Annotated in this window: 25 protein-coding genes; 10 read left to right on the top strand and 15 right to left on the bottom strand. The window is 41.9% G+C overall.

The window, feature by feature from the left end; all coding sequences use genetic code 11:
* Positions 1-4: 4 nt before the first annotated feature.
* From MB09_RS16410 to MB09_RS10970, 3 genes are read right to left on the bottom strand one after another with little or no spacing between them, the layout of a single operon-like run.
* Positions 5-508: a hypothetical protein gene (locus tag MB09_RS16410; RefSeq protein ID WP_240484830.1), complete on the bottom strand. Its 504-nt coding sequence runs from the start codon at positions 506-508 to the stop codon at positions 5-7.
* A gap of 24 nt (positions 509-532) precedes the next feature.
* Entirely contained in the window at positions 533-1,816 is a 1,284-nt protein-coding gene (locus MB09_RS10975) for a mechanosensitive ion channel family protein (RefSeq protein WP_045080964.1), read from the bottom strand.
* Positions 1,816-2,103 (bottom strand): DUF3817 domain-containing protein, encoded by a 288-nt coding sequence (locus tag MB09_RS10970; protein ID WP_045080963.1) that lies wholly within the window; start codon positions 2,101-2,103, stop codon positions 1,816-1,818. The genes MB09_RS10975 and MB09_RS10970 overlap by 1 nt, the downstream gene beginning before the upstream one ends.
* 105 nt (positions 2,104-2,208) lie before the next feature.
* Here MB09_RS10970 and MB09_RS10965 point away from each other — a divergent pair, with 105 nt between their 5' ends.
* Entirely contained in the window at positions 2,209-3,132 is a 924-nt protein-coding gene (locus MB09_RS10965; RefSeq protein ID WP_045080962.1) for a mechanosensitive ion channel family protein, read from the top strand.
* A 67-nt stretch (positions 3,133-3,199) separates the two neighbouring features.
* Here MB09_RS10965 and MB09_RS10960 read toward each other — a convergent pair whose 3' ends face one another.
* Complete coding sequence (locus tag MB09_RS10960) at positions 3,200-3,940, bottom strand: SDR family NAD(P)-dependent oxidoreductase (RefSeq protein WP_045080961.1); 741 nt, start codon at positions 3,938-3,940, stop codon at positions 3,200-3,202.
* A 63-nt stretch (positions 3,941-4,003) separates the two neighbouring features.
* Entirely contained in the window at positions 4,004-4,618 is a 615-nt protein-coding gene (locus MB09_RS10955; RefSeq protein WP_045080960.1) for a M15 family metallopeptidase, read from the bottom strand.
* 70 nt (positions 4,619-4,688) lie between these two features.
* On the opposite strand from MB09_RS10955, the gene MB09_RS10950 reads away from it, so the two are divergent.
* Positions 4,689-5,414 carry an SDR family oxidoreductase gene (locus MB09_RS10950; protein ID WP_045080959.1) on the top strand — a complete coding sequence of 242 codons (726 nt, stop codon included), beginning with the start codon at positions 4,689-4,691 and terminating at the stop codon, positions 5,412-5,414.
* 1 nt (position 5,415) lies between these two features.
* Here the strand turns inward: MB09_RS10950 and MB09_RS10945 are convergent, their stop codons facing one another.
* From MB09_RS10945 to MB09_RS10915, 7 genes are all read right to left on the bottom strand, one after another.
* Positions 5,416-5,781 carry a hypothetical protein gene (locus MB09_RS10945; RefSeq protein WP_045080958.1) on the bottom strand — a complete coding sequence of 122 codons (366 nt, stop codon included), beginning with the start codon at positions 5,779-5,781 and terminating at the stop codon, positions 5,416-5,418.
* 195 nt (positions 5,782-5,976) lie between these two features.
* Positions 5,977-6,819 (bottom strand): OmpA/MotB family protein, encoded by an 843-nt coding sequence (locus MB09_RS10940; RefSeq protein WP_045080957.1) that lies wholly within the window; start codon positions 6,817-6,819, stop codon positions 5,977-5,979.
* A gap of 132 nt (positions 6,820-6,951) precedes the next feature.
* Positions 6,952-7,335, bottom strand: a complete 384-nt coding sequence (locus MB09_RS15510; RefSeq protein WP_052671356.1) for an HU family DNA-binding protein — start codon at positions 7,333-7,335, stop codon at positions 6,952-6,954.
* A 291-nt stretch (positions 7,336-7,626) separates the two neighbouring features.
* Positions 7,627-7,764, bottom strand: coding sequence for a hypothetical protein (locus MB09_RS16205; protein WP_045080956.1), 138 nt, complete (start codon positions 7,762-7,764; stop codon positions 7,627-7,629).
* A gap of 34 nt (positions 7,765-7,798) precedes the next feature.
* Positions 7,799-8,722 (bottom strand): mechanosensitive ion channel family protein, encoded by a 924-nt coding sequence (locus tag MB09_RS10925; RefSeq protein WP_045080955.1) that lies wholly within the window; start codon positions 8,720-8,722, stop codon positions 7,799-7,801.
* 12 nt (positions 8,723-8,734) lie between these two features.
* On the bottom strand, positions 8,735-10,561 hold the full coding sequence (locus tag MB09_RS10920) for an SLC13 family permease (RefSeq protein ID WP_045080954.1): 1,827 nt from the start codon (positions 10,559-10,561) through the stop codon (positions 8,735-8,737).
* A gap of 100 nt (positions 10,562-10,661) precedes the next feature.
* Positions 10,662-11,528 carry a sigma-70 family RNA polymerase sigma factor gene (locus MB09_RS10915; RefSeq protein WP_045080953.1) on the bottom strand — a complete coding sequence of 289 codons (867 nt, stop codon included), beginning with the start codon at positions 11,526-11,528 and terminating at the stop codon, positions 10,662-10,664.
* A 131-nt stretch (positions 11,529-11,659) separates the two neighbouring features.
* Here MB09_RS10915 and MB09_RS10910 point away from each other — a divergent pair, with 131 nt between their 5' ends.
* From MB09_RS10910 to MB09_RS10890, 5 genes are all read left to right on the top strand, one after another.
* Positions 11,660-11,860 (top strand): FeoB-associated Cys-rich membrane protein, encoded by a 201-nt coding sequence (locus tag MB09_RS10910; protein WP_045081000.1) that lies wholly within the window; start codon positions 11,660-11,662, stop codon positions 11,858-11,860.
* Positions 11,861-11,942: 82 nt separating this feature from the next.
* Positions 11,943-12,596 carry a hypothetical protein gene (locus tag MB09_RS10905; protein WP_052671354.1) on the top strand — a complete coding sequence of 218 codons (654 nt, stop codon included), beginning with the start codon at positions 11,943-11,945 and terminating at the stop codon, positions 12,594-12,596.
* A gap of 118 nt (positions 12,597-12,714) precedes the next feature.
* On the top strand, positions 12,715-14,463 hold the full coding sequence (locus MB09_RS10900; RefSeq protein WP_045080952.1) for a thiamine pyrophosphate-dependent enzyme: 1,749 nt from the start codon (positions 12,715-12,717) through the stop codon (positions 14,461-14,463).
* Positions 14,464-14,479: 16 nt separating this feature from the next.
* On the top strand, positions 14,480-15,988 hold the full coding sequence (locus tag MB09_RS10895) for an FMN-binding glutamate synthase family protein (RefSeq protein ID WP_045080951.1): 1,509 nt from the start codon (positions 14,480-14,482) through the stop codon (positions 15,986-15,988).
* A gap of 30 nt (positions 15,989-16,018) precedes the next feature.
* Complete coding sequence (locus MB09_RS10890) at positions 16,019-16,474, top strand: universal stress protein (RefSeq protein ID WP_045080950.1); 456 nt, start codon at positions 16,019-16,021, stop codon at positions 16,472-16,474.
* A gap of 19 nt (positions 16,475-16,493) precedes the next feature.
* Here the strand turns inward: MB09_RS10890 and MB09_RS10885 are convergent, their stop codons facing one another.
* Positions 16,494-16,793: a hypothetical protein gene (locus MB09_RS10885; protein WP_045080949.1), complete on the bottom strand. Its 300-nt coding sequence runs from the start codon at positions 16,791-16,793 to the stop codon at positions 16,494-16,496.
* A 136-nt stretch (positions 16,794-16,929) separates the two neighbouring features.
* Between MB09_RS10885 and MB09_RS10880 the strand changes: the two genes are divergently transcribed.
* From MB09_RS10880 to MB09_RS10870, 3 genes are all read left to right on the top strand, one after another.
* Positions 16,930-17,214: a DUF1456 family protein gene (locus MB09_RS10880; RefSeq protein ID WP_045080948.1), complete on the top strand. Its 285-nt coding sequence runs from the start codon at positions 16,930-16,932 to the stop codon at positions 17,212-17,214.
* A 693-nt stretch (positions 17,215-17,907) separates the two neighbouring features.
* Entirely contained in the window at positions 17,908-18,522 is a 615-nt protein-coding gene (locus MB09_RS10875; protein ID WP_045080947.1) for a YqaA family protein, read from the top strand.
* 67 nt (positions 18,523-18,589) lie between these two features.
* On the top strand, positions 18,590-19,855 hold the full coding sequence (locus tag MB09_RS10870) for an MFS transporter (RefSeq protein ID WP_045080946.1): 1,266 nt from the start codon (positions 18,590-18,592) through the stop codon (positions 19,853-19,855).
* Positions 19,856-19,857: 2 nt separating this feature from the next.
* Here the strand turns inward: MB09_RS10870 and MB09_RS10865 are convergent, their stop codons facing one another.
* Complete coding sequence (locus MB09_RS10865) at positions 19,858-20,427, bottom strand: DUF4256 domain-containing protein (RefSeq protein WP_045080945.1); 570 nt, start codon at positions 20,425-20,427, stop codon at positions 19,858-19,860.
* 30 nt (positions 20,428-20,457) lie between these two features.
* Positions 20,458-20,634, bottom strand: a complete 177-nt coding sequence (locus MB09_RS16200; RefSeq protein ID WP_165586700.1) for a hypothetical protein — start codon at positions 20,632-20,634, stop codon at positions 20,458-20,460.
* Positions 20,635-20,707 lie beyond the last annotated feature (73 nt).

The following is a 20,707-nucleotide window of genomic DNA, read 5'->3' as shown; positions in this document are numbered from 1 at the left end:
TACCTTAGGTATTGGCCTGTGGCACTTTCACTTTGTATTCGTACGTATCGGATAGATGTTCGCCTATGTAATCTATCCAATTTTTAACAGTTTCAACCAAGAGAATTATGTCAGGATTTTTTTCCTGAATATCAGCCAATAACAATCCCCGCTCGTTATTGGATTGGAGCACATTTGCAGTATAAAGTGAAACGATACCTTCGGGATTTTTTTCTATACTGGTTAAAATATCTTTCGGGGCCAACGGAGTGTATGGATAGATTTTTGTTAACTGTACCAAGAGACAGGCAGTCAAAATTATAGTGAAGGCATAGTCACCCCACCATTTCACATCAAATCGCATAAAAAATACAACAAGCGCCACAAAGGTTAGAATTGTGAGCTGTATATGTGGAAAGTCAAACATTCGTATCCACCAATAATCTACCGCGACAAAGGGAAAAATGGTGAGCGTAACGGCCACCATTCCAAAAATATATAGGTACGTTTTAAAACTCTTTAAATCCAATTGATTTTTGAATTAAAGATAGTCTTAATTTTCCGAAACTTGGTTATGGATTGCTGAAGATAGATCTTTACCCGTTGGCAACTCAAACACTTCCAAATCAAAATAGGGTATGGCGGCCAGTAGATGGTCAAAAATGTCAGCCTGTATATGTTCATAATTTACCCAGCGCTTGTCTTTGCTGAAACAAAATATTTCAACGGGAATTCCCTTATCGGTAGGGGCCAAATGGCGCACCATTAAAAAAAGGTCTTTATTGATGGCTGAATTTTCATTAAGAAAAGCATCGGCATAATAGCGAAACACCCCGAGGTTGGTTTGGTTTCTCCCGTTTATCAATAAATCTTTATTGATTTCGTTTCGCTCGTTATATCTGTCCACATCCCGTTGGCGATGCTCCAAATAGGGTTTTATCAACTGAATTTTTTTAAGTCGCTCCACATCCTTTACAGAAAGGAATTTGATGGAGGATTGTTTTATATAGATAGAACGTTTTATTCTTCGACCGTCGCTTTCCTGCATTCCACGCCAGTTTTGAAAGGAGTCGGCAATTAGGCTGTAGGTTGGGATGGTGGTATAGGTATTGTCCCAGTTCTGTACCCTCACGGTGGCGAGGTTAATTTCGGTTACGTAGCCGTCTGCTCCAAATTTACTGAAGGTAATCCAATCGCCGATGCGCACAATGTCATTTACCGAAACCTGAATGCTCGCTACAAAACCAAGAATGGTATCCTTAAATATTAAAAGAATGACTGCCGAGGCCGCCCCAAGCGTTGTTAAACTTACGACCGAAAAACCGGTAAGGAGTTGCACGGTCCAAAAGATGCCAATACCCCAAGCAAAAATCATCATCACTTGCACGTAGCTTTCCATAGGCTTGTCGCGATAGTGCTCATTTTCTTCCAGATAATTTCGCGTGGTCCGAAGGATACTTCTAAAAATTAGCACGCAGAGAATGACCAGATATACCTTTGCCGCAATCTGCAGAAGGTTGGTCATAAATGGCGATTCAATAAAAATAATGGGAATGAGATACCAAACAATACCCAAGGGCAACAGATGTGCAATAAACCTCGGAAAATTACTTTTTACTAAATAATCGTCAAATGTGGTTTTGGTCTTATCGCTAAAAGCCCGAAAAATTTCAATTATAAATTTTCTGAAAACAATATCCAGAATGATAACGGCAGTAATAACAATGGCGCAATTTATCAGGACATTCAAAAAAATAGCCCATTCCACAGCCATACCTTGATTTACAAGATAGTTCTGAAATAGACAACTATAATCCTGAATTGCTTCCTTGTTCATTATAGATATTTACGTTCCACATAAAAAGGGCCGAAAGGCAGAACCGAGCACATTACAACTATGAACAAATCTGAAATGGACCATTTCAATTTTTTATACATATACAGGGCACCGCCCACATAGAGCACGAACAATACACCGTGCGCCATTCCTACTATTTGTACCATTTCCGGCATATGCCAAATATATTTCAAGGGCATTGCGATTCCCAAAAGTACTAGGAAAGAGATAGCTTCCAAGGTGCTGATTAATTTGAAGGATTTTACTGAAAGTTCCACAGGCGTCAATTTTTTTGCAAAGATACATGTTGCAGTCTGTTCCGCTACACTTTAAGATTTTTTTATGGGAAGAATTGTTTTGTGGAGAATTACTATCTTTAAAAGAAAAAATAGATGCTCCCACTTTTACAGTCGCCCGGCGAAACGATCCAAAATTCCCTACAAAACTATTACGAAGAATTCCTAAGAGTGCTTCCGCGCATTGCGCTGGCCATATTGGTAATCATCTTAGGGGTGTTGTTGGCCCAATTGCTCACCAATTTCTACAAGCGCCGATTTCAGCAAAAATCTGAGGATCCCCTAATGGCCAAATTCCTGGCCCAGGCCGTAAAGATTGTTCTGATCATAATTGCCATAATGCTTGCACTGAAGGTAGCAGGGCTGGATGGCATTGCAACCGGACTGTTGACTGCAGTTGGGGGAGGCGCAATAATTCTTGGATTTGCTTTTCAGGATATAGGGAAAAACTTTCTTGCAGGCGTCATCTTGGCCTTCAACAGACCATTCAATATTAACGATACGATAAAAGTTGATAACATTTTCGGAAAAGTAAAGGCTCTGAGTTTTCGCTATTCACACATAAAAACCTTTGATGGCCGCGATATTTATATTCCGAATAGCGATGTACTCACCAAACCTGTTGAAAATTTTACGGCCGATGGTTTTTATAGGGTCGATTTCACCGTAGGCATTGGGTATGAAGACGATATTGTGGCTGCTAAACAAGTTATCCAAGAAATTCTGGATAAAAACACTGAAATAATAAGCGACGAAACCCACGAGAACTTTGTTATAGAAGATGAACTCGCAGCCAGCACCGTAAACCTAAAGGTTTTCTTTTGGGTAGATACTGTGGATTATAGAAGAGCTTCAAGAGTGCTACGGGGTATGGTCATTCGCGAAGTGAAAGAGGAACTGTTTAAGAAGGGCTTCAATTTGCCTGCAGATATTAAGGAACTTAAAATCTACGGAACCGAGGATGCCATTCCTATCAAGTTCAGGAACAATCCAGAATTTCTTAAAGAGGGAGAGAAATAAAACTCCTCGCTCCGGTGTCTCTGAGGTTTAATTGCAACAAAGACACGGAGCACACAGAGATTAATAACTATTGCGCGGTGTACCCACCGTCCACGAGATAATAAGCACCTGTTACAAAACTGGCCTCATCACTGCAGATCCAATATACGAGATTGGCGACCTCTTCGGGTTTTCCCAATCGGCCAATAGGGTGCATTTGTACCAGTTGCTCCTGCTGTTCTTCATCAATTTGATCGAGCAAGGGCGTTTTAATATATCCCGGCCCAACGGAATTGATGCGCACCTTGTCCTTAGCATATTCAAGGGCTGCGGTTTTCGTTAAGCCTACCACGCCGTGTTTTGCGGCAACATAGGCCACGGAATTTGGCGAGCCCACACTTCCCAGGATAGAAGCCATGTTCACGATAGCGCCACCGCCGGCTTTAATTATTTCAGGTACCTGATATTTCGTGCCAAAGAAAACGCCATTCAGGTTTACGCCTATTACCTTTTCCCAACTTTCCAGAGGATATTCCGCGGTCTTGGCCATTTCCCCGCCTATACCGGCATTGTTCACCGCATAGTGCAACTTGCCATATTTTGCTACGGCTTGTTTTACCAATTGCTCACATTCCTTGGCTTTGGAAGTATCCGCCTTTATAAAAAAGGCCGTTCCCTTTTTATCCGTAATCTCTTTTACCACCTTCTTTGCGTCATCTTCGGCAATATCTGAAACTACCACATTTGCTCCATTTTCAGCAAATTTATGGGCGATTGCCCTTCCTAGACCGGAACCTGCTCCGGTTACTATTACTGTTTTGTTCTTCATAATATTTTGTTTTTTATAAAGTTACAGGTTAACCGGGGGAAAGTGTACTAATGAAATATTAAATCAATCGCAGGGTAGGGGAACATTTAAGGTTTTGTAGCTCCAATTTCTTTTATAACTGAAATGCCACCATTCCGTGCGGATGGTATTGAAGCCGAACATGCGCATACCGTCAATAAGCAGTTTGCGATTGGCGAGAATTTCCTTTGAAAAATTATAATTGTCAATATGCGCTTCCCTTCCAAAGTAATCATAGTCGCTGCCCATTTCCACATAGCAGCCTTCAAGGGTTTCCAAAGTAATATCAACCGCAGCACCTTTGTTATGGATAGACCCATTCCCGTACGGGTTACCCACGTAAGTTGGTCGAGGCACTTTTGCCCACATTTTTTTCTGTACGTCCAACGGGCGGTAGCAATCGTAAATTTTTATGCGGAAACCTTTTTCACAAAAGTATTGGTTGGCCTGCAAAAGAGCCTCGGCTACTTCGGGGCGTAGCAAACATTCGGCGCAGTCGTACAGGGTTTCTCCTATAAAATTGTTTGGCGTGGCGTAGCGTATTTCATAAACAAATTCCGTAGAAAGGTCTTTCAGGTTTACTAAGGATTCCTGAAACTTTTCTTCTGAAGAAAAACTGAAGAATAGAAAGGTGATAAGGGCAAGGGACAGAAACTTCATATTCCAAATTTAAGCAGAATTTAATAACATTCGCCTTGGCAATTGGTAACTTTGGAAAAAACGAAATATTATGAATGATTTACAAAACAAATCCGCACTTATTACAGGCGGTACTAAAGGAATAGGATACGGAATAGCCGAAGCACTGCTCAAGCATGGCATAAACGTGGCCATAACCGGAAGAACCAAAAAAACTGCTGAAGAAGCCTCAAAAAAACTGAACTCGCACGGCAACGACAGGGCACAGGCCATAGGATTGGAAGCCGATGTGCGCGACTATAAGAGCCAAGAACGTGCCGTGAAGGAAGTAGTTGCACAATTCGGCAGTTTGGATATTGTGATTGCCAATGCGGGTCTTGGCCATTTTGGCTCTGTGGAAGACCTCACCATCGAGCAGTGGAAGGAAACCATTGATACCAACCTCTCGGGGCCGTTCTACTCTTTAAAGGCAAGCGTGGACCAATTGAAAAAAAACAAAGGGTATTACATAAGTATCTCCAGTTTGGCGGGGACTAACTTTTTTAAAGGTGGAAGTGCCTACAATGCAAGTAAATTTGGCGTTACGGGTTTTACCCAGGCCGCGATGCTTGATCTGCGGGACCAAGGGGTGAAGATCAGCACTATTATGCCCGGTTCGGTTTCTACGCATTTTAATGGTAATGAACCCGATGAAGAAGATGCGTGGAAAATACAGATTGAAGATATGGGGCAGCTGGTTGTGGATCTCTTAAAAATGAATCCCCGCACCTTACCGAGCAAGGTTGAGGTACGGCCTTCTATGCCACCTTCAAAATAGTCTATTTGAAAGAAAACGATTGGGCCCAGGCACGAGCGTTTTCCAAATTATCAAAAAAAGCAAAACTATGGGGGAAGAGTTTTTGTTCTACAAGAGCTCTTTCCTTTTCTGCTTCCTGGGTTGAGACGATGGCCATTCCCTTTTTATTCCGCATCTTTCCATTTTTATAAATGTCCAGATCTAATGTATGTGGATATCTCCTATCGGCAATGACCACAAACGGTCTCTTGCCGAAATGTGCTTTGTAGTTGGCCCGGATCCAATCATTTTTTTCTATGTCAATATGCTGGTTTTCAAAGACACGCAGTATGGAATAGGTATCGTATAGATATAGTTCACAGAAGTCGGAAAGTAGTTTCTTCTCCATATTTTTCTAAAATCTGATATATTTATTAAAGATAAATATTTTTGTGATTGCTTTAACAAAACTGTTCTTTTTACGAAGACTTTAGAACTAATCCACTTTCAACAGAGCAAAATGTGGAAAGGATTATTTGGGGAAATAAAAAAGGCGATCTACTTTTCAATAGATCGCCTTTACCATAGTTATTTACTTTCTTTTTTAGTTGGCAGAAAGCAGGGCCAAGAATTTATCAAGGTTTGGCAGAATTACAATGCGCGTTCTTCTGTTCTTGGCGCGGCCTTCCTTGGTTTCGTTTTCGGTAAGTGGGTGATAGCTGCTACGTCCTGCGGCAATCAATTTTTCGGGAGCTACACCGTAGTCATCCTGCAACTTGCGGATTACCGCTGTGGAACGGTCCACGCTCAATTCCCAATTGTCCTTTATGTAAGCTCCTGGCTTTATGGTCTGGCTATCGGTATGGCCTTCTACCATTACCTCAAGGGCGGGCTCGCTGTTAATAACATTTGCCAATCGCTCCAATAATGGATTTGCCTTTGAATTTACACGGGCACTTCCCGAATTGAACAACAATTTATCTGAAATGGTAATCATTACCACTGTTTCGTCAATATCAATCTTGATATCATCTTCTTCACCTTCGCCAACCAAACTGTTGTCAAGGTTCTTTTTAAGATTGTAGGAAACAATAAGGTTCATTGAATCCTTTAGGGTCTTTGCCTGTGCCAATTCTTGGGGATCTACATTGGCGAGGGCTTTTCTCATTTTTTCCTTGTCATTTTCTGATACCACAACTCCTTCAATCTGCTGTAGGCGGTTGTTGTTACTGTCGGTCAACGACTGGATTTTTGAATTGTAACTAGCCACGCGCTCTTCAATTTTTGCGTACTTGGCTTCAATTTCTTCTTTTTCAAGCTGGGTCCTTGCTAGGGTAGAACGCGTATCATTATACTGGTTCTCCAATTCTACATACTTCTTTTTTGATACACAGGAGGTAGCAAAAATTGCTGTTGCCAGCATGGTTAGTGCAATAGCTTTTTTCATAATACTTAAGTTTTAAAGGTTTGTAATGCAAATATAAATGCACCTTCCACCAAAAAATTAGTTAAGGCATGCTATTGTTTTGTTAAAAGACACTCCGCAAAAAATTGGAATATTAGCCTCTAAGCGTATTGATTATTTCTCCAATTGAAGTGTCAGCCCCGTTTTTAACCATCTTTTTATTCGGCTGCCGGGCTGGAAGTTTATGTAGAAGCGCTCTGCTTTGGGCGCGGAAGTTGCTTGGGAGTCGGGGAGAGGTTTGGCGCTGAACCCAATTTTATACCTTCCCAAAGGGCCTATATCCACACTATTGCCCCGTTTCAGATGTTGCTGGAGTTTGCTGGATAGCGCCGTTACCACGCCAATTACATCGGCTTCGGAAAAGGCGCTTTCCTTGGTTATCTCTGCTGCCATCTGGTCTAGGTCAACAATTCCTTTGGAAATATGCTGCATAATATATTGCGTTTCTGCGGAATTCTGAGGATTCTTCCTGCGAACAATGCGGTACCCGATAGCCATATTGATATTGCTTTGTAGTTATTGATTTAATAAATATAGCGTAATATTTTGAAAATTATAGCGCAATATTTATAAAAAAATAGGCAATATTTTATAGAAAATAGCACAATATTTTATAGAACCTGGGGCGGGAACGAAAACGTCCCTGGTTATCTCCCAAAATTCCCCAGACTTGCGGTACGTTCTTTTTTAGCGAAGGAAATGTGGAAATAACAGAAGCGCTCCCATTTCCGGGAGCATTTCTTAATAGGAAAATTTACCGATACTTAAGCACGGCGACGATGGGGATGATCAGAAAACATCAAAAACGAAGCCCAACAACCAGTAAAGGATCAGAAAGACAACGATGGTGCCTATGCAGCCGCACTTGCCTCCGCCTATCTTCTTGGCACCCCAACCGGCGAGCAATATTCTTAGCAATTTTTTCATAGTTTATGGTTTTGAGAGGGTTATAATAGTTGATTTATTCCTTATCTCCAGGGTGACTATTGCCGTTGGAGGACTCTTCGCGCGGCGCCATCTGCAGTTTGTTCTTTCCAAAATCCAAGGTACGGATAGGGAACGGAATGTTGATGCCAGCTTCGTCAAAGTTTTTCTTGATAAGCTTAATGGCCTTGTGCTGCGCCTCCAGTTTGGGTTTTGGCTTGGTACTGTCAATCCAAAAACGGGTCTTGAAGTTGATAGAACTATCGCCAAATTCAGTATAGAAAAACTCAATCCCTTCGTTCTCGTGCTGCTCAAAGTTTTCTTTCATCAACTTCACCACCAAATCTTCAACCTGCTGCAGATCGCTCTCATAGCCCACCCCGCAGCTTACGTCTATTCGGGAACGCTTGGACCAGGAATAATTGGTGAAAGGATTTTCAATAAAAATGGAATTTGGGATTACCACATATTCATTGTCCGTCTGGCGGATGGTCACGTTTCTAAGATTTATTTCATCCACATAACCACTTTTTCCCTGGGCATCAATAAAGTCGCCAATGCGCACCTTCGGCAAAAACGAAAGCATAAGGCCCGAAAAGGTGTTGCTCAGCGTGCCCTGCAATGCAAGGCCTATGGCAAGACCTACAACCCCTGCCCCGGCAAGGACAGAGGTAAGTACCTTGTCCAGTTGCATAACGCCCAGTGCTACGAAAAAACCGATAAGAATGACCACGGCCTTTACAATCTTTGCCATCATTTGCCGGACTGACTCATCAGCTATTTTCCTGAAGAGTAATCGATAGGAAAGTTTACGCAGTCCTTGAGCGATAAAGTAGAAGATTACCATTACTAAAATGGCAACTATAAAATTGGGGAGTTTTAAGATGATGGCATCGAGCCAGCCATCAAGCTTGTCCCATAGGTTGGAAATTGAATCGTTTATTGAAAATTTCTGTGACATAATAATTATAGTTTAAAAGAGAGTGGAAAGCATAAAAGTACCCAAAACCCAAAGAATTAAGGAAAGTATGCCTCCAATTATAAAAAAATGTTTGAACTTATAAAAGCCCATGCCGTAAATTAATGTGTTTGTTTGGTAGCCCATAGGGGTAAAAAAACTAAAATTGGCACCAAAAAGAACTGCGAGAATAAACGGCTTCATCGTTAAATCGAGCCCTACGGCAACGGCTATGGCAATGGGCGTCATGATAATGGCAGTAGCATTGTTGCTCACCACACTGCTCATTAACATGGTAATCAAGAATATAAGGCCGATAACCACAAGATGGGATTGCCCACTAAGAATATCCAGCAGATGGTCTGAAATCCATTTGTCGGCTCCCGTATTGTTCATTGCTATTCCTAGTGGTATCATACCCGCCAAGAGAAAAATAACCTGCCAGTTAACGCGATGGTACACGTCGTTTAGATCTAGGCACTTAGTAAGCAATAATAAACTTACGCCGGTAATGGCACTTATTAAAATAGAAAGAATACCGCTTGCCGCCAATCCTATCACCAGAATAAGGATTACGAAGGAAAGCATTCGCTTTTGCGTATTTACGGAGGGCTTGGTTTTGTGCTCCCGAAGAATCGCCACGTTCTCCATATCATAGAGCTGGCTTATCTCATTCTTCGGAATTTCCACCAATAATCTATCCCCGGGCTTTAAGGTTATCTGCTCTATATCCTTTCGCACTAGGCGTTCCTTGGTATTACGGATGTTTCTCCTTTTTTTGATGGCAATGGGCAGGGCACTTTGGAAGGTTTGCTTTCGGAGTTGTTTCAATGTTTTACCAATCAAAATTGAACCAGGTAATATCAGCAGCTCCACAAATCCAAAATCGTCCTGTTTTTTTATGCTTTCGGGTTCATCGTCGTTTTCCAATGCTTGTCCTTTTTTGCTCTTTTCCTGAGTCTTATGGACGCTCAGTCCCTCGGCTTCATTCAGCTTTGCCAAATTTTCCAGATCGCACATCAGCAACAATTTATCGTTGGCCTTTAAGGTAATGTAACGCCCTGGGGCATTGGTTATCTGCTTACGTCGGGTAAGTTTAAGAATTGAAATTTCGGGATTGGTATATAGAAAGGTGTCTTCAATCTTTTTGTCGATTAAGTTGGAATCCTTATTGATTACAACCGTGGTCACGAAGTTTTCGAGATCGTACATATCGTGCAGGTTTTCCTTGGAATCCTTCGGAAGCCATCTAGAGGCGATCGTTACCACTACAATCCCCACGAGCAGAAAAATCAATCCAAAGAACGAAAATTCAAAGAAGCTGAACCTTTCCGCACCTAAATCGCGCGCCACGGAATTTACGATAAGGTTTGTGGAGGTTCCCATAAGGGTACAGCTTCCGCCTAAAATACCTGCAAAGGAAATAGGAAGAAGTAGCTTGGATTGGGAGACATTGAACCGTTTTGCCAATTCTGAAATGATCTTGATAAAAACGATCACAACGGCCGTGGTATTGATAAAGGCCGAAATACCGCCCGTAATAAACATAAAAACGGGCAACAAAAGAAAGAGTGGGAGTACGTGGAGGTTTTTGAGAAAGCGCGCCAAAGAAGCAATAACACCGTTATCTTCCAGCGCCAGGGCAATAATCATCAGCGATAGCACCGTTATGGTTGCCGTGTTTGAAAATCCGGATATGGCTTCCTCTGGTTCTACCAGACCGGTAAGTGCTAGCGAAGCGATAACAAACATCGCAATTTTATCTACTGAAAAGACTTCAAAAGCGAAAAGGAGAATGGTAACTAACAGAATAGAAAAAACGAGTATTATTTCTGTGGTCATTGGGTTTGTTGGTTAGTCTTATAAAGATAACCGCAGAAATAAAACTCGTTCCTAAGAATTTCATAAAATATTGGCGCCGCCAATATTTTTAACATTTAGTTTAGCCTAGATACTTCTTCAAGATGTGACTCTTGGAGGTTTGCCGAAGCCTTCTTATTGCCTTTTCACGAATTTGGCGTACGCGCTCACGGCTTAAATCGAAAGTGTCGCCAATTTCCTGTAAGGTCATTGGTGGCTGGCCGCAAAGGCCAAAATTCAATTTTACAACATCGGCCTCTCGCGGTGCCAATGTATCTAAGGCACGATTAATTTCAATTCTAAGCGATTCGTGCATCAGGCTCTTATCTGGGTTCGGGCTTTCCCCCGAACTTAGCACATCGTACAGGTTGTTGTCGTTTTCGCCCTCTTGGAAAGGAGCGTCCATCGAGAGACTTCTGGTGGAGTTTTTAAGTGAACTTTTCACCTTTGACTCACTGAAATCAAGCTCCTTGGCAATTTCAGCCGCGGTAGGTACCCGTTGAAATTTTTGCTCAAGGTGAATGGAGGCTTTCTTGATTTTGTTTATATCGCCAATTTTGTTCAACGGTAAACGCACCACGCGCGACTGTTCGGCAATGGCTTGCAAAATAGCTTGACGAATCCACCATACCGCATACGAAATAAATTTAAAGCCCCGGGTTTCATCAAACCTTTTGGCGGCTTTTACCAAGCCCACGTTTCCTTCGTTGATTAGGTCGGGAAGACTAAGACCCTGGTTTTGGTATTGTTTTGCCACGGAAATCACAAATCGTAAGTTTGCTCTGCTCAATTTGTTCAAAGCAGCCTGATCTCCTTCACGAATGCGCTGTGCCAACTCTACTTCTTCTTCGGCCGTGATCAAATCTATTTTGCTAACGTCCTGTAAATAACTGTTTAAAGATTTGGTTTCCCGGTTGGTTACCTGCTTCGTGATCTTAAGTTGTCTCATATATTCTCTCTGTTTTTAATAATAACACGGCATAGTAAGACATTTTAGGGTAATTTCCAAATAGTTAACAGAAGTTGTTAAAATTTGACTGCCAGTATTTTTTTGCATACATTACTGAAAAAAATATGAAAATGAACAAATTCTTATTCTTTGCGTTTCAGTTAATATTTGCATTGGGATACGCCCAAAAACCGACAGAAGTACCAAAACCGAGCGAACGGCCCATAGACATAACCGATCCAGCCGATATAATTATTTACATTATCCTACCTTTATGTGCCGTAGTATTCTTTTTGATTTGGAGAAGTAAGCGAAAAAAACGCAAGGAATAATTAAAACTATAAATACATTTATTGTAATCGGAATAGTAATTTTGGTGCAATAGTTGTAAGCGATATATAAAGTTTTATAGCAATGATAAAGAATTTTTTTTACCTCGGCTTTTTTTTGATGAGTTGTTCGTCTTTCTCACAAATTGAACTGCCCAATAACTCGGTACGTTTCAACGCTTCAGATTCAAACGTCAATAGTCCCACGGGTTTTGAAATCCCAGCGGTAAAAGCACCTTCACTTACCAATACTAAGAATCCGAATGCTCCCGATAATTCTGATTTGGGGAAGGAAAAAGAAAAGCAGATAGATATGCAAAACGGTGATGGCTTACTGGAATACAGTGGGACCAATAAAGCTCCAAAATATTTCTCAAAGGACAAAGAAGAAAAGCCTGAATACGGAAAAGATCAATATTTGGGAGACTTTAAAACCAAGGCAAAGAAAGCAACATTTATGTACCGCGATCACGAATTTGTGGATGGCGATATGATTCGCATTTATGTAAATGGTGAAATTGCCATACCTCGTGCAAGGCTGGAAGGGAGTTTTAGAGGTTTTGATCTGCCTTTGCAGGACGGCTTTAATAAGGTAGATTTTGAAGCACTAAATCAAGGTACATCCGGTCCCAATACAGCTCAATTGAATATTTACGACGAAGTAGGTAACCTCTTGGCTTCCTACGAATGGAATCTACTAACTGGCAATAAGGCAACTGCAATTATTGTTAAACAATAGCTTAAAGGAAGAAACTTAATCGCTTATCGTTAAATTTCCCTTAATAAGCGGAAATATCCTTTCATATACTTCAGTTTTCATTGGAAGCTTATTAATTTTAAGAAAAAATTACTTTCCAATGAATGTTTCTGAACAAATTCTTCAAATCTTAAAAGACATAGGTGTAAAACAGATTTGGGGCGTTACAGGCGATGCGTTGAATACGTTTACTGATGCCATAAGAGCCGATGACGCAATGCGATGGCTCGCGGTAAGGCACGAGGAAAACGGTGCATTTGCGGCGTGTGCCGAAGCTCAAATGACCGATAATCTGGCTGTCTGTGCAGGTACGGTTGGCCCTGGAACATTACATTTAATCAACGGGCTTTACAATGCCAAAAAGGAGCGTGTGCCGGTGCTTGCCATTAGTGGGCAAGTGGCACAGGTAAATCTGGGAACCAATTATTTTCAGGAAGTTGGTCTCACCAAAATTTTTGATGATGTATGCGCATACCAAGCAGTAATCCGTTCTGCGGAAGAGGCACCGCGCATTGTGCTGCGGGCTATCCAGATTGCCTTGGAGCGGCGGGCCGTGGTTCGGGTGGAGATTCCTGTAGATATTGCCAGCCAGAAAGCGAGTGGAAGTCATTACAAGCATCCCGTTTTCAGAGGAAATGCTACCCTCGTACCTTCCGAAGCCGATATCAATCAGATAGCGAGGGTTTTAAACGATTCGGAAAATGTTACCATCTTGGCCGGAGCTGGATGTAAGAAGGCGCGGGAAGAGGTTTTGGCACTTTCTGAAATGCTAAAAGCGCCAATTGTCCACACCTTGCGCTCTTCTGATATAATTCATAACGATGACAAAAACGTGGTGGGCCTAACAGGTTTAATAGGCAATCCATCCGGCTATCACGCTGTAATGAAAGCGGATGTCCTGTTAATGCTGGGCACCGATTTTCCGTATAGTAACTTTCTTCCAGAGAATGCCACCGTGATTCAGGTGGACAAGCGTGTTGAGAATATTGGCAACCGAATAAAGGTGGATATTGGCCTTCAGGGCAATTGTCTTGCTACGCTTCAAAAACTGAATCAGAAGATTGTGCCGAAGGAAAATTCGGAATTCTTGGACGGACTGGTTTCCAATTTTCAAAAGTGGAAAAAACAAAAGGCGGAAAGCAGTAGTCTGGAAAATGACGAAGAGCCGCTGCATCCACAACTTTTTATGAGTGCTCTTAATAGGAAGGCCTCCCAAGACGCCTGTTTTACGGTCGATGTGGGAGAGAGCGCCATTTGGGTCGCGCATCATTTAACCCTATCGGGCAACAGAAGATTGCTCGGTTCCTTCAACCATGGCAGTATGGCTGTGGGTTTTCCGGCAGCCATGGGCATCCAGTCGGTAAATCCTGAAAGACAGGTTTGGGCCATAGTGGGCGATGGGGCTTTCGGTATGTGTATGAACGATTTTATTACGGACGTTCGCTATAATTGGCCGGTAAAGATATTGGTCTATAACAACAGTCAGCTGGGTTTTGTAAAGATAGAAATGGAAGAGGCCGGATATGCAATGGCGGATGAGGCTTTGGGATTACAGAATCCAAATTTTGCCGAATATGCCAAACTTTGCGGTGTCGATGGCATACGTGTGGAGCACGCTTCAGACATTGAAAGGGCCATTGAGATGGCAATCGCCTCGCCTAAACCCTTCATTATTAATGCCGTTACCAATCCCGGGGAACTTTCACTGCCGCCACATATTACTTTGCAGGAAGCCTGGGGCTTCGGAAAATCCAAGGTAAAGGAAATATTGCTTTCAGTGGAAGGTGACAAAAACCAAAAAAACAACTTAATGGATGAGATAAAGGCATTTTTTCACGGTTCCAAATAATTTTTAGTATTAGATAATGAGAGAAGCAATAAAGTTTACGTTTATAGCCTTGGGAATAATCGCGATAATTACTTGCACGGCAATTTGGCCGGCGTACGGTTTTTCCGTCTTGGCCGCCCTTATTTTTGCGATAGGTATTTACGATTTATTTCAGAAGAAACACACCATTCTTCGGAATTTTCCCGTCTTGGGCCACATGCGGTATCTTTTGGAAATGATAGGGCCCGAAATCCATCAATATTTTGTAGAGACCGATACCGACGGCAAACCTATAGACAGAAATCACCGGACCTATATTTACGAAAGGGCAAAGCTGCAGAATGAAACCCATCCCTTTGGCACGGAGCTAAATGTGGAGGAGGAAAATTACAAGTGGATGAAGCACAGCATATATCCCACCAAACTTCTCGAGGAGCCTCCGCGCGTGCTCGTGGGAGGACCGGATTGCAAACAGCCTTATAGTGCGAGCATCTTCAATATTTCGGCAATGAGCTTTGGAGCGCTGAGCAAAAATGCGGTTATGGCCTTAAATCTTGGCGCCAAGGCGGGCAACTTTTTCCACGATACGGGCGAAGGTGGAATTTCAGAATACCATTTAAAAGGCGGAGATTTGGTCTATGAGGTGGGCACGGGCTACTTTGGTTGCAGAACGGAAGACGGAAACTTTTCACCTGAAAAATTTAAGGAAAAAGTGGCAATTCCGGCTGTTAAAATGATTGAGATAAAAATAAGCCAAGGCGCTAAACCCGGTCACGGCGGAGTGCTTCCTGCGGTAAAAAACAATGAGGAAATTGCAAAAATCAGAGGAGTAAAACCCCACACAACCGTGCTTTCGCCACCCGGGCATAGTGCTTTTGACGATGCGGAAGGACTGCTGAAATTCGTGCAACAAATGCGGGATTTGAGCGATGGCAAGCCCATTGGTTTTAAATTGTGCATTGGCAGCAAGCAGGAATTTCTGGACATCTGTGAAAAAATGGTAGAAACAGGTATAAAACCAGACTTTATAACCGTTGATGGCTCTGAGGGAGGCACGGGCGCAGCACCCATCGATTTTTCAAACTATGTGGGCATGCCTTGGGAAAAGGCACTGGTTTTTGTGGTGGATTCCCTAAGGGGATATAATCTAAAAAAGGACATTAAAGTAATAACCGCGACCAAAATCTTTACGGCTTTTGATATTTTCAAGGCACTCTCCATAGGCGCTGACATTTGCAATTCCGCAAGGGGTATGATGCTGGCTCTTGGTTGTATCCAGGCCTTACGCTGCGACAGGAACACTTGCCCCACGGGCGTTACCACCAATAATCCGAGTCTAATGCGAGGTCTGGTTGTTTCCGAAAAGTGGAAACGCGTTAAAAACTATCAGGGAGAAACCGTAAAGGAATTTTTGGAACTTTTTGCTGCCGCCGGCTGTAAAAAGCTTTCAGACTTAAATAGAAGTTATATCTTTAAGCAAGTGGAAACTGACATTATGTGTTATTCTGAAATTTATCCTCCGATTACGGAGGGACAGTTTTTATAAAATGAGTGAAACAACTAACAATTATAAAAGATGAAAAAGGTATTGATAGCATTGGACTACAACCCAAATTCCGAAAAGGTTGTAAATAAGGGAAAGGAACTTGCCCAATTGATGGATGCCGAGATTTGTTTATTCCACGTTTTGGCCGAAGTGAGGTATTACGGTATGCAATATGAACCAATTATGGGTTATGAAGGCTACGCATTTCCGGTAGATTTTAGGATACAGGAAGAATTTGTAAAAGTGGCAAAGGATTATTTGGAGAAAACAGCGGCGCATATTGGTGGAAATAATGTAACCACCCACTTAGCCGAAGGTGATACGGCTAAAAGCATTTTGGAATATGCGGAAGAATGGAATGCCGATGTGATAGTCATGGGCACCCATAGCCACGGCACATTGGAAAAAATATTTCTGGGTACCGTGGCTTCCAGCGTGTTGGAAAAAACAAAAATCCCGGTGTACATGGTGCCAACGGGACAATGAGAGCGCGTTAGGAAAAAAATTAAAGAGGTTTGTCTTGTTCCAGGTTTTCATTATCCTCACCGCCTTGGCTGAATAGTTTGTTCTCTTCATCGCGAAGGCCATTGCCTTTGTTTTTCTTGGCTTGTTCGCGGCCTGGCACATCCAGGTCTTCTCCAGCAAAATCTACTTTCTCCTTGCGGTCGCGAAGTTGCTGGTCATCACCACCGTCGCCGTGAATGTTTTTTTGGGAAAGAATGTCTTTGTCGTGTTCGGTTACATTTGGATTGTAGGGAAGTTTTTCATCTTTCTTTTTGCTTGTGTTTTTTTCAGAATTTTTCATGGTTTTTATTTTAAAGATATTTTAATTGAGATAAATACGCCTTGCATTTAACGTTTATTAAATAAAATATAACAGCCATTTAAGGTTTCCAGCTTAATTTGATACCTTCGCAATCTAACTTTTCAAATTAAAAAGAATGGCACTTTCAAACAACGATATAATGAAAAAACTACGCGTGGCCCATAAGCTGCGGGATGAGGATATTGTGAAAATATGTTCGTTGGTAGATTTTGCCGTAAGCAAGAGCGAGCTTGGCGCCATTTTTAGAAATGAGAACCATCCGAAATATATGGAGTGTGGCGATCAGTTTCTCCGGAATTTTCTGAATGGGCTGGTTATCCATCTGAGAGGGCCGATGCCCGAAAAGAAAAAACCTGCGGTTCCCCAGCCTAAAGTGGGGAAGGGGAAAGAAAAAAGCTGAATCAAATTTCTTCGATCCAGCCTTAGTCGCTTTTCAGTTTTATATGTTTCAATAAATGTATCTGCATGTTTTTCTGATTGTGGGATCTTCAAACAGGTGTTTGTTGGCGTTTAGATAATTCAACGTGTGCTGTTTTTGCGATCCGCATTTAATTCTCTTTTGAATGTTTCGTAGGGTTTTCATAGTTAATTGTCTTATTGGTTTTTGAAGTGCGTTATTTAAAACGTCTTTTCGAATTCCAAAGATGTGATTTGGAATTTATGGGTCTGTGTTGTCTTTCGTTGCTGTCCAATGTCCTCATGATTTGTGAATTTTAGTAGTTTGATAATTTGTTTTTAGTGAAATCTTCTTTTTAAATTCCAGGAATAGGCTTTAGAAGTCTTCATTTTTGATGTTAACTGATTGCTGTTTAAAGTTCTCATAATAAAAAGTTTTTATTGGGTTATATCTAAAAGACGCTACTATTGGAATATTGTTACAGTACTATGCAATACAGAGTAGTGATTTAACGGAACATTAACTTTTATGGTGAGATTTCAAAGCGATTTTCTAAGTGAAATGTTTAACATTCCATTAACCGCCAATGTATTGCCAAATGGTTGCAGTATAGGGGCTTTAGCTGTATATTTGCAGCGAGAACCCACATAAATGAAAAAGTGGTAATGGAGAATTATTAAAGGCATATCCCAAATTATGAATACCGTTAAAAAAACTGAAACAAATAAATTAAAGCGTACCCACCTATATTATAAATACACCGGATTTTACTCTTTTGTAGGGCAAAGCCTTAAAAAGGCAATCGTCCCAATTCTTTTGGTTATAGCTGCTTTGGTGGTGCTGGACCTTTACGTTATTGACTTCAGCAATCTTTTCACTTATATCACTGAAACTTATGCGCCCATAAATATCCTGCTTGTATTTCTGGCATCGGAATCGCTTTTGGGGCTTGTTCCGCCAGAGATTTTCATTGCGTGGAGCGATAAGATGCCACAGCCCTTGCTTTATTTAACCTTGCTTGCGGCTCTCTCTTACATTGGCGGTATCATTTCATACTTTATCGGAAAATGGGTTTTTACACTTCCCCGAGTATATAATTATATGGAGGGAAAGATGAAAAAACATTTAAAGCACATCCGCAAATGGGGAGGATTCCTGATTGTGGTTGGCGCGTTATTGCCCATACCTTTTTCCATGACCAGTATGGCTGCGGGAATGATCCACTATAAATTCAGAAACTATCTTTTGTTTGGCCTACTGCGTTTTGTGCGGTTTTATCTATACGCCATTGCCATATTCAGTTTGGTATAGTACTTTTGGAGGACCGGAGTATTTTCTTCGGAAAATCATCATCCTTTAAAAAATCCATTTCTTTTAAATGAAGAAAACCGATCCCTACGCCGCATTACGATTTCGGGAGTTCAATATTTTTCTTTTGGTTCGTTTTGCGATGGTCTTCGCCTGGAGCATGCAGTTTATAGTAATTGAATGGGAGGTTTACAGTTTGACAAAAGATCCGCTTTCCCTTGGTATAATAGGTTTGATGGAAGTGATTCCGGCAGTTGCCATGGCACTTTTTGCCGGCCATATTGTTGACCAAAGTGAAAAAAGGGGACTCCTTATAAAATGTATTTTTGGTTTTTCTGTCGTAAGCCTCGGGTTATTCCTATTGACTTGGCCTCGAATTGTTGCTGGCCTTTCTACCGATTTGGTCCTCTATTTGGTTTACTTTTTGGTTTTTCTCGGCGGTATTGTGCGCGCCTTTCTTGGGCCGACTATTTTTTCACTTTTTTCTCTATTGGTTCCAAAAAAGATATATCCAAATGCGGCAACCTGGAGCAGTTCGGTTTGGCAGATGGGCGCCGTTGTAGGCCCCGCTGCCGGAGGGTTTTTCATCCATTGGATTGGCGTGCATTGGTCCATGTGCTTTGTTTTTGCCTTCTCATTGATGGCGCTGATGCTGTTGCTCCAAATTCCGAAGAAACCTATACTAAATCCCAACCTGGGCGAACCAATTATGAAAAGTCTGAAAGAGGGGATTAAGTTCGTAAAAAATACACGGGTAATCCTTGGTGCCCTTACCTTAGATATGTTTGCGGTACTTTTTGGTGGAGCCGTGGCGCTGCTGCCCATTTATGCACAGGATATTTTAAAAGTGGGTCCCGAAGGTTTTGGGATTCTTCGGGCTGCTCCGGCTGTTGGAGCGCTGTTGATTATGTTTACCTCTGCCCATTTCCCGCTCAATAAGAATGCGGGAATGAAATTACTGGTAGCAATTTTTGGTTTTGGGGTATCTATAATTGTGTTTGGTCTTTCCACTTGGTTTTGGGTCTCGGTGATTGCACTCTTCCTGAGTGGTGTAACCGATGGTATTTCTATGGTAATCCGGCAGACTATTCTTCAATTGCGAACACCCGATGCCATGCGTGGCCGAGTGGCTTCGGTAAATTCTATGTTTGTGGGGTCGTCCAATGAATTGGGGGCGTTTGAAAGCGGGCTTACCGCCAAGTTGATGGGCACGGTAACTGCGGTAGTATTTGGTGGCGGAATGACGATTTTGACCGTATTGGGCACCGGATTTTTCTTTCCGAAACTTCGCAAGCTGGATTTACGAAAGGATTTGGAGGAACACGAAAAACAGTAAAACTATACCCGTAAAACGCCCCTAAACCCCCGTCCCGCATAATAAGATTGCACCCCGTTGTGGTATATAAACACAGTGTCGAAGCGAAAGTCGCCAAAAATTGCGCCGCCAAGTTTCCTAATTTTTTCTGGAGTTTTTAGCCAACTTGAAGTTTTGGTGTCAAATTTTCCCAATTGTTGTAATTCGCGATATTGCGCTTCGGTTAAAAGGTCGATGCCCATCTGGGAAGCCAAGCCTACCGCGCTGTTTTTGGGTTTGTGTTCTTTTCTTGCTTCCAAAGCCTCATTATCGTAACAAAAGCTTCTGCGGCCTTTTGGGCTTTCAGCGGAGCAATCGTAAAAAATATATTCCCCGGTTTTTTTATCAAAATCAACGACATCCGGCTCGCCGCCCGTTTCTTCCATTTGGGATAGCGACCAAAGTTTGTCTGGGTTGGCTTCCAATTTCTTTTGCACTTTTGACCATTCTAGCGCAGTATGTCGGCTCTTATTTTTCTCAAAACGGGTTTGTAGGGTTTGGAGAATTTTTTCGGTTTGTTGCTGGGTAAGTTGATTTCCTTTTTGTTTTGCCATTTGTAGAAAATTTTTTGCAGTTTTTCGGCACTATCCCTCCAAGTCATAAAACCATTCCTCTGCTTTTACGATGGCTTCGGAAATAGCCTTTTCCTCAGAAATTCCGCCCTTTTCCATCAATTGATGGGCAATCTGCAACGCCTTTTCGCGAACTTCGGGCGTGAGGTTTTCGAGTTTGGGCTTAAAATTTTCGAAGGTCCACTGCATCTTATTTCGATTTGTATTTTTTAACTGATTATAAATTTACAATGAATTTTTAATTTGAGGTTTAAAAAACTTT

Source organism: Aequorivita vladivostokensis (assembly GCF_000952855.1).
Lineage (GTDB): Bacteria > Bacteroidota > Bacteroidia > Flavobacteriales > Flavobacteriaceae > Aequorivita > Aequorivita vladivostokensis.
Note: the sequence above shows the minus strand (reverse complement) of the source record. Positions and strands in the feature narration are given on the sequence as shown.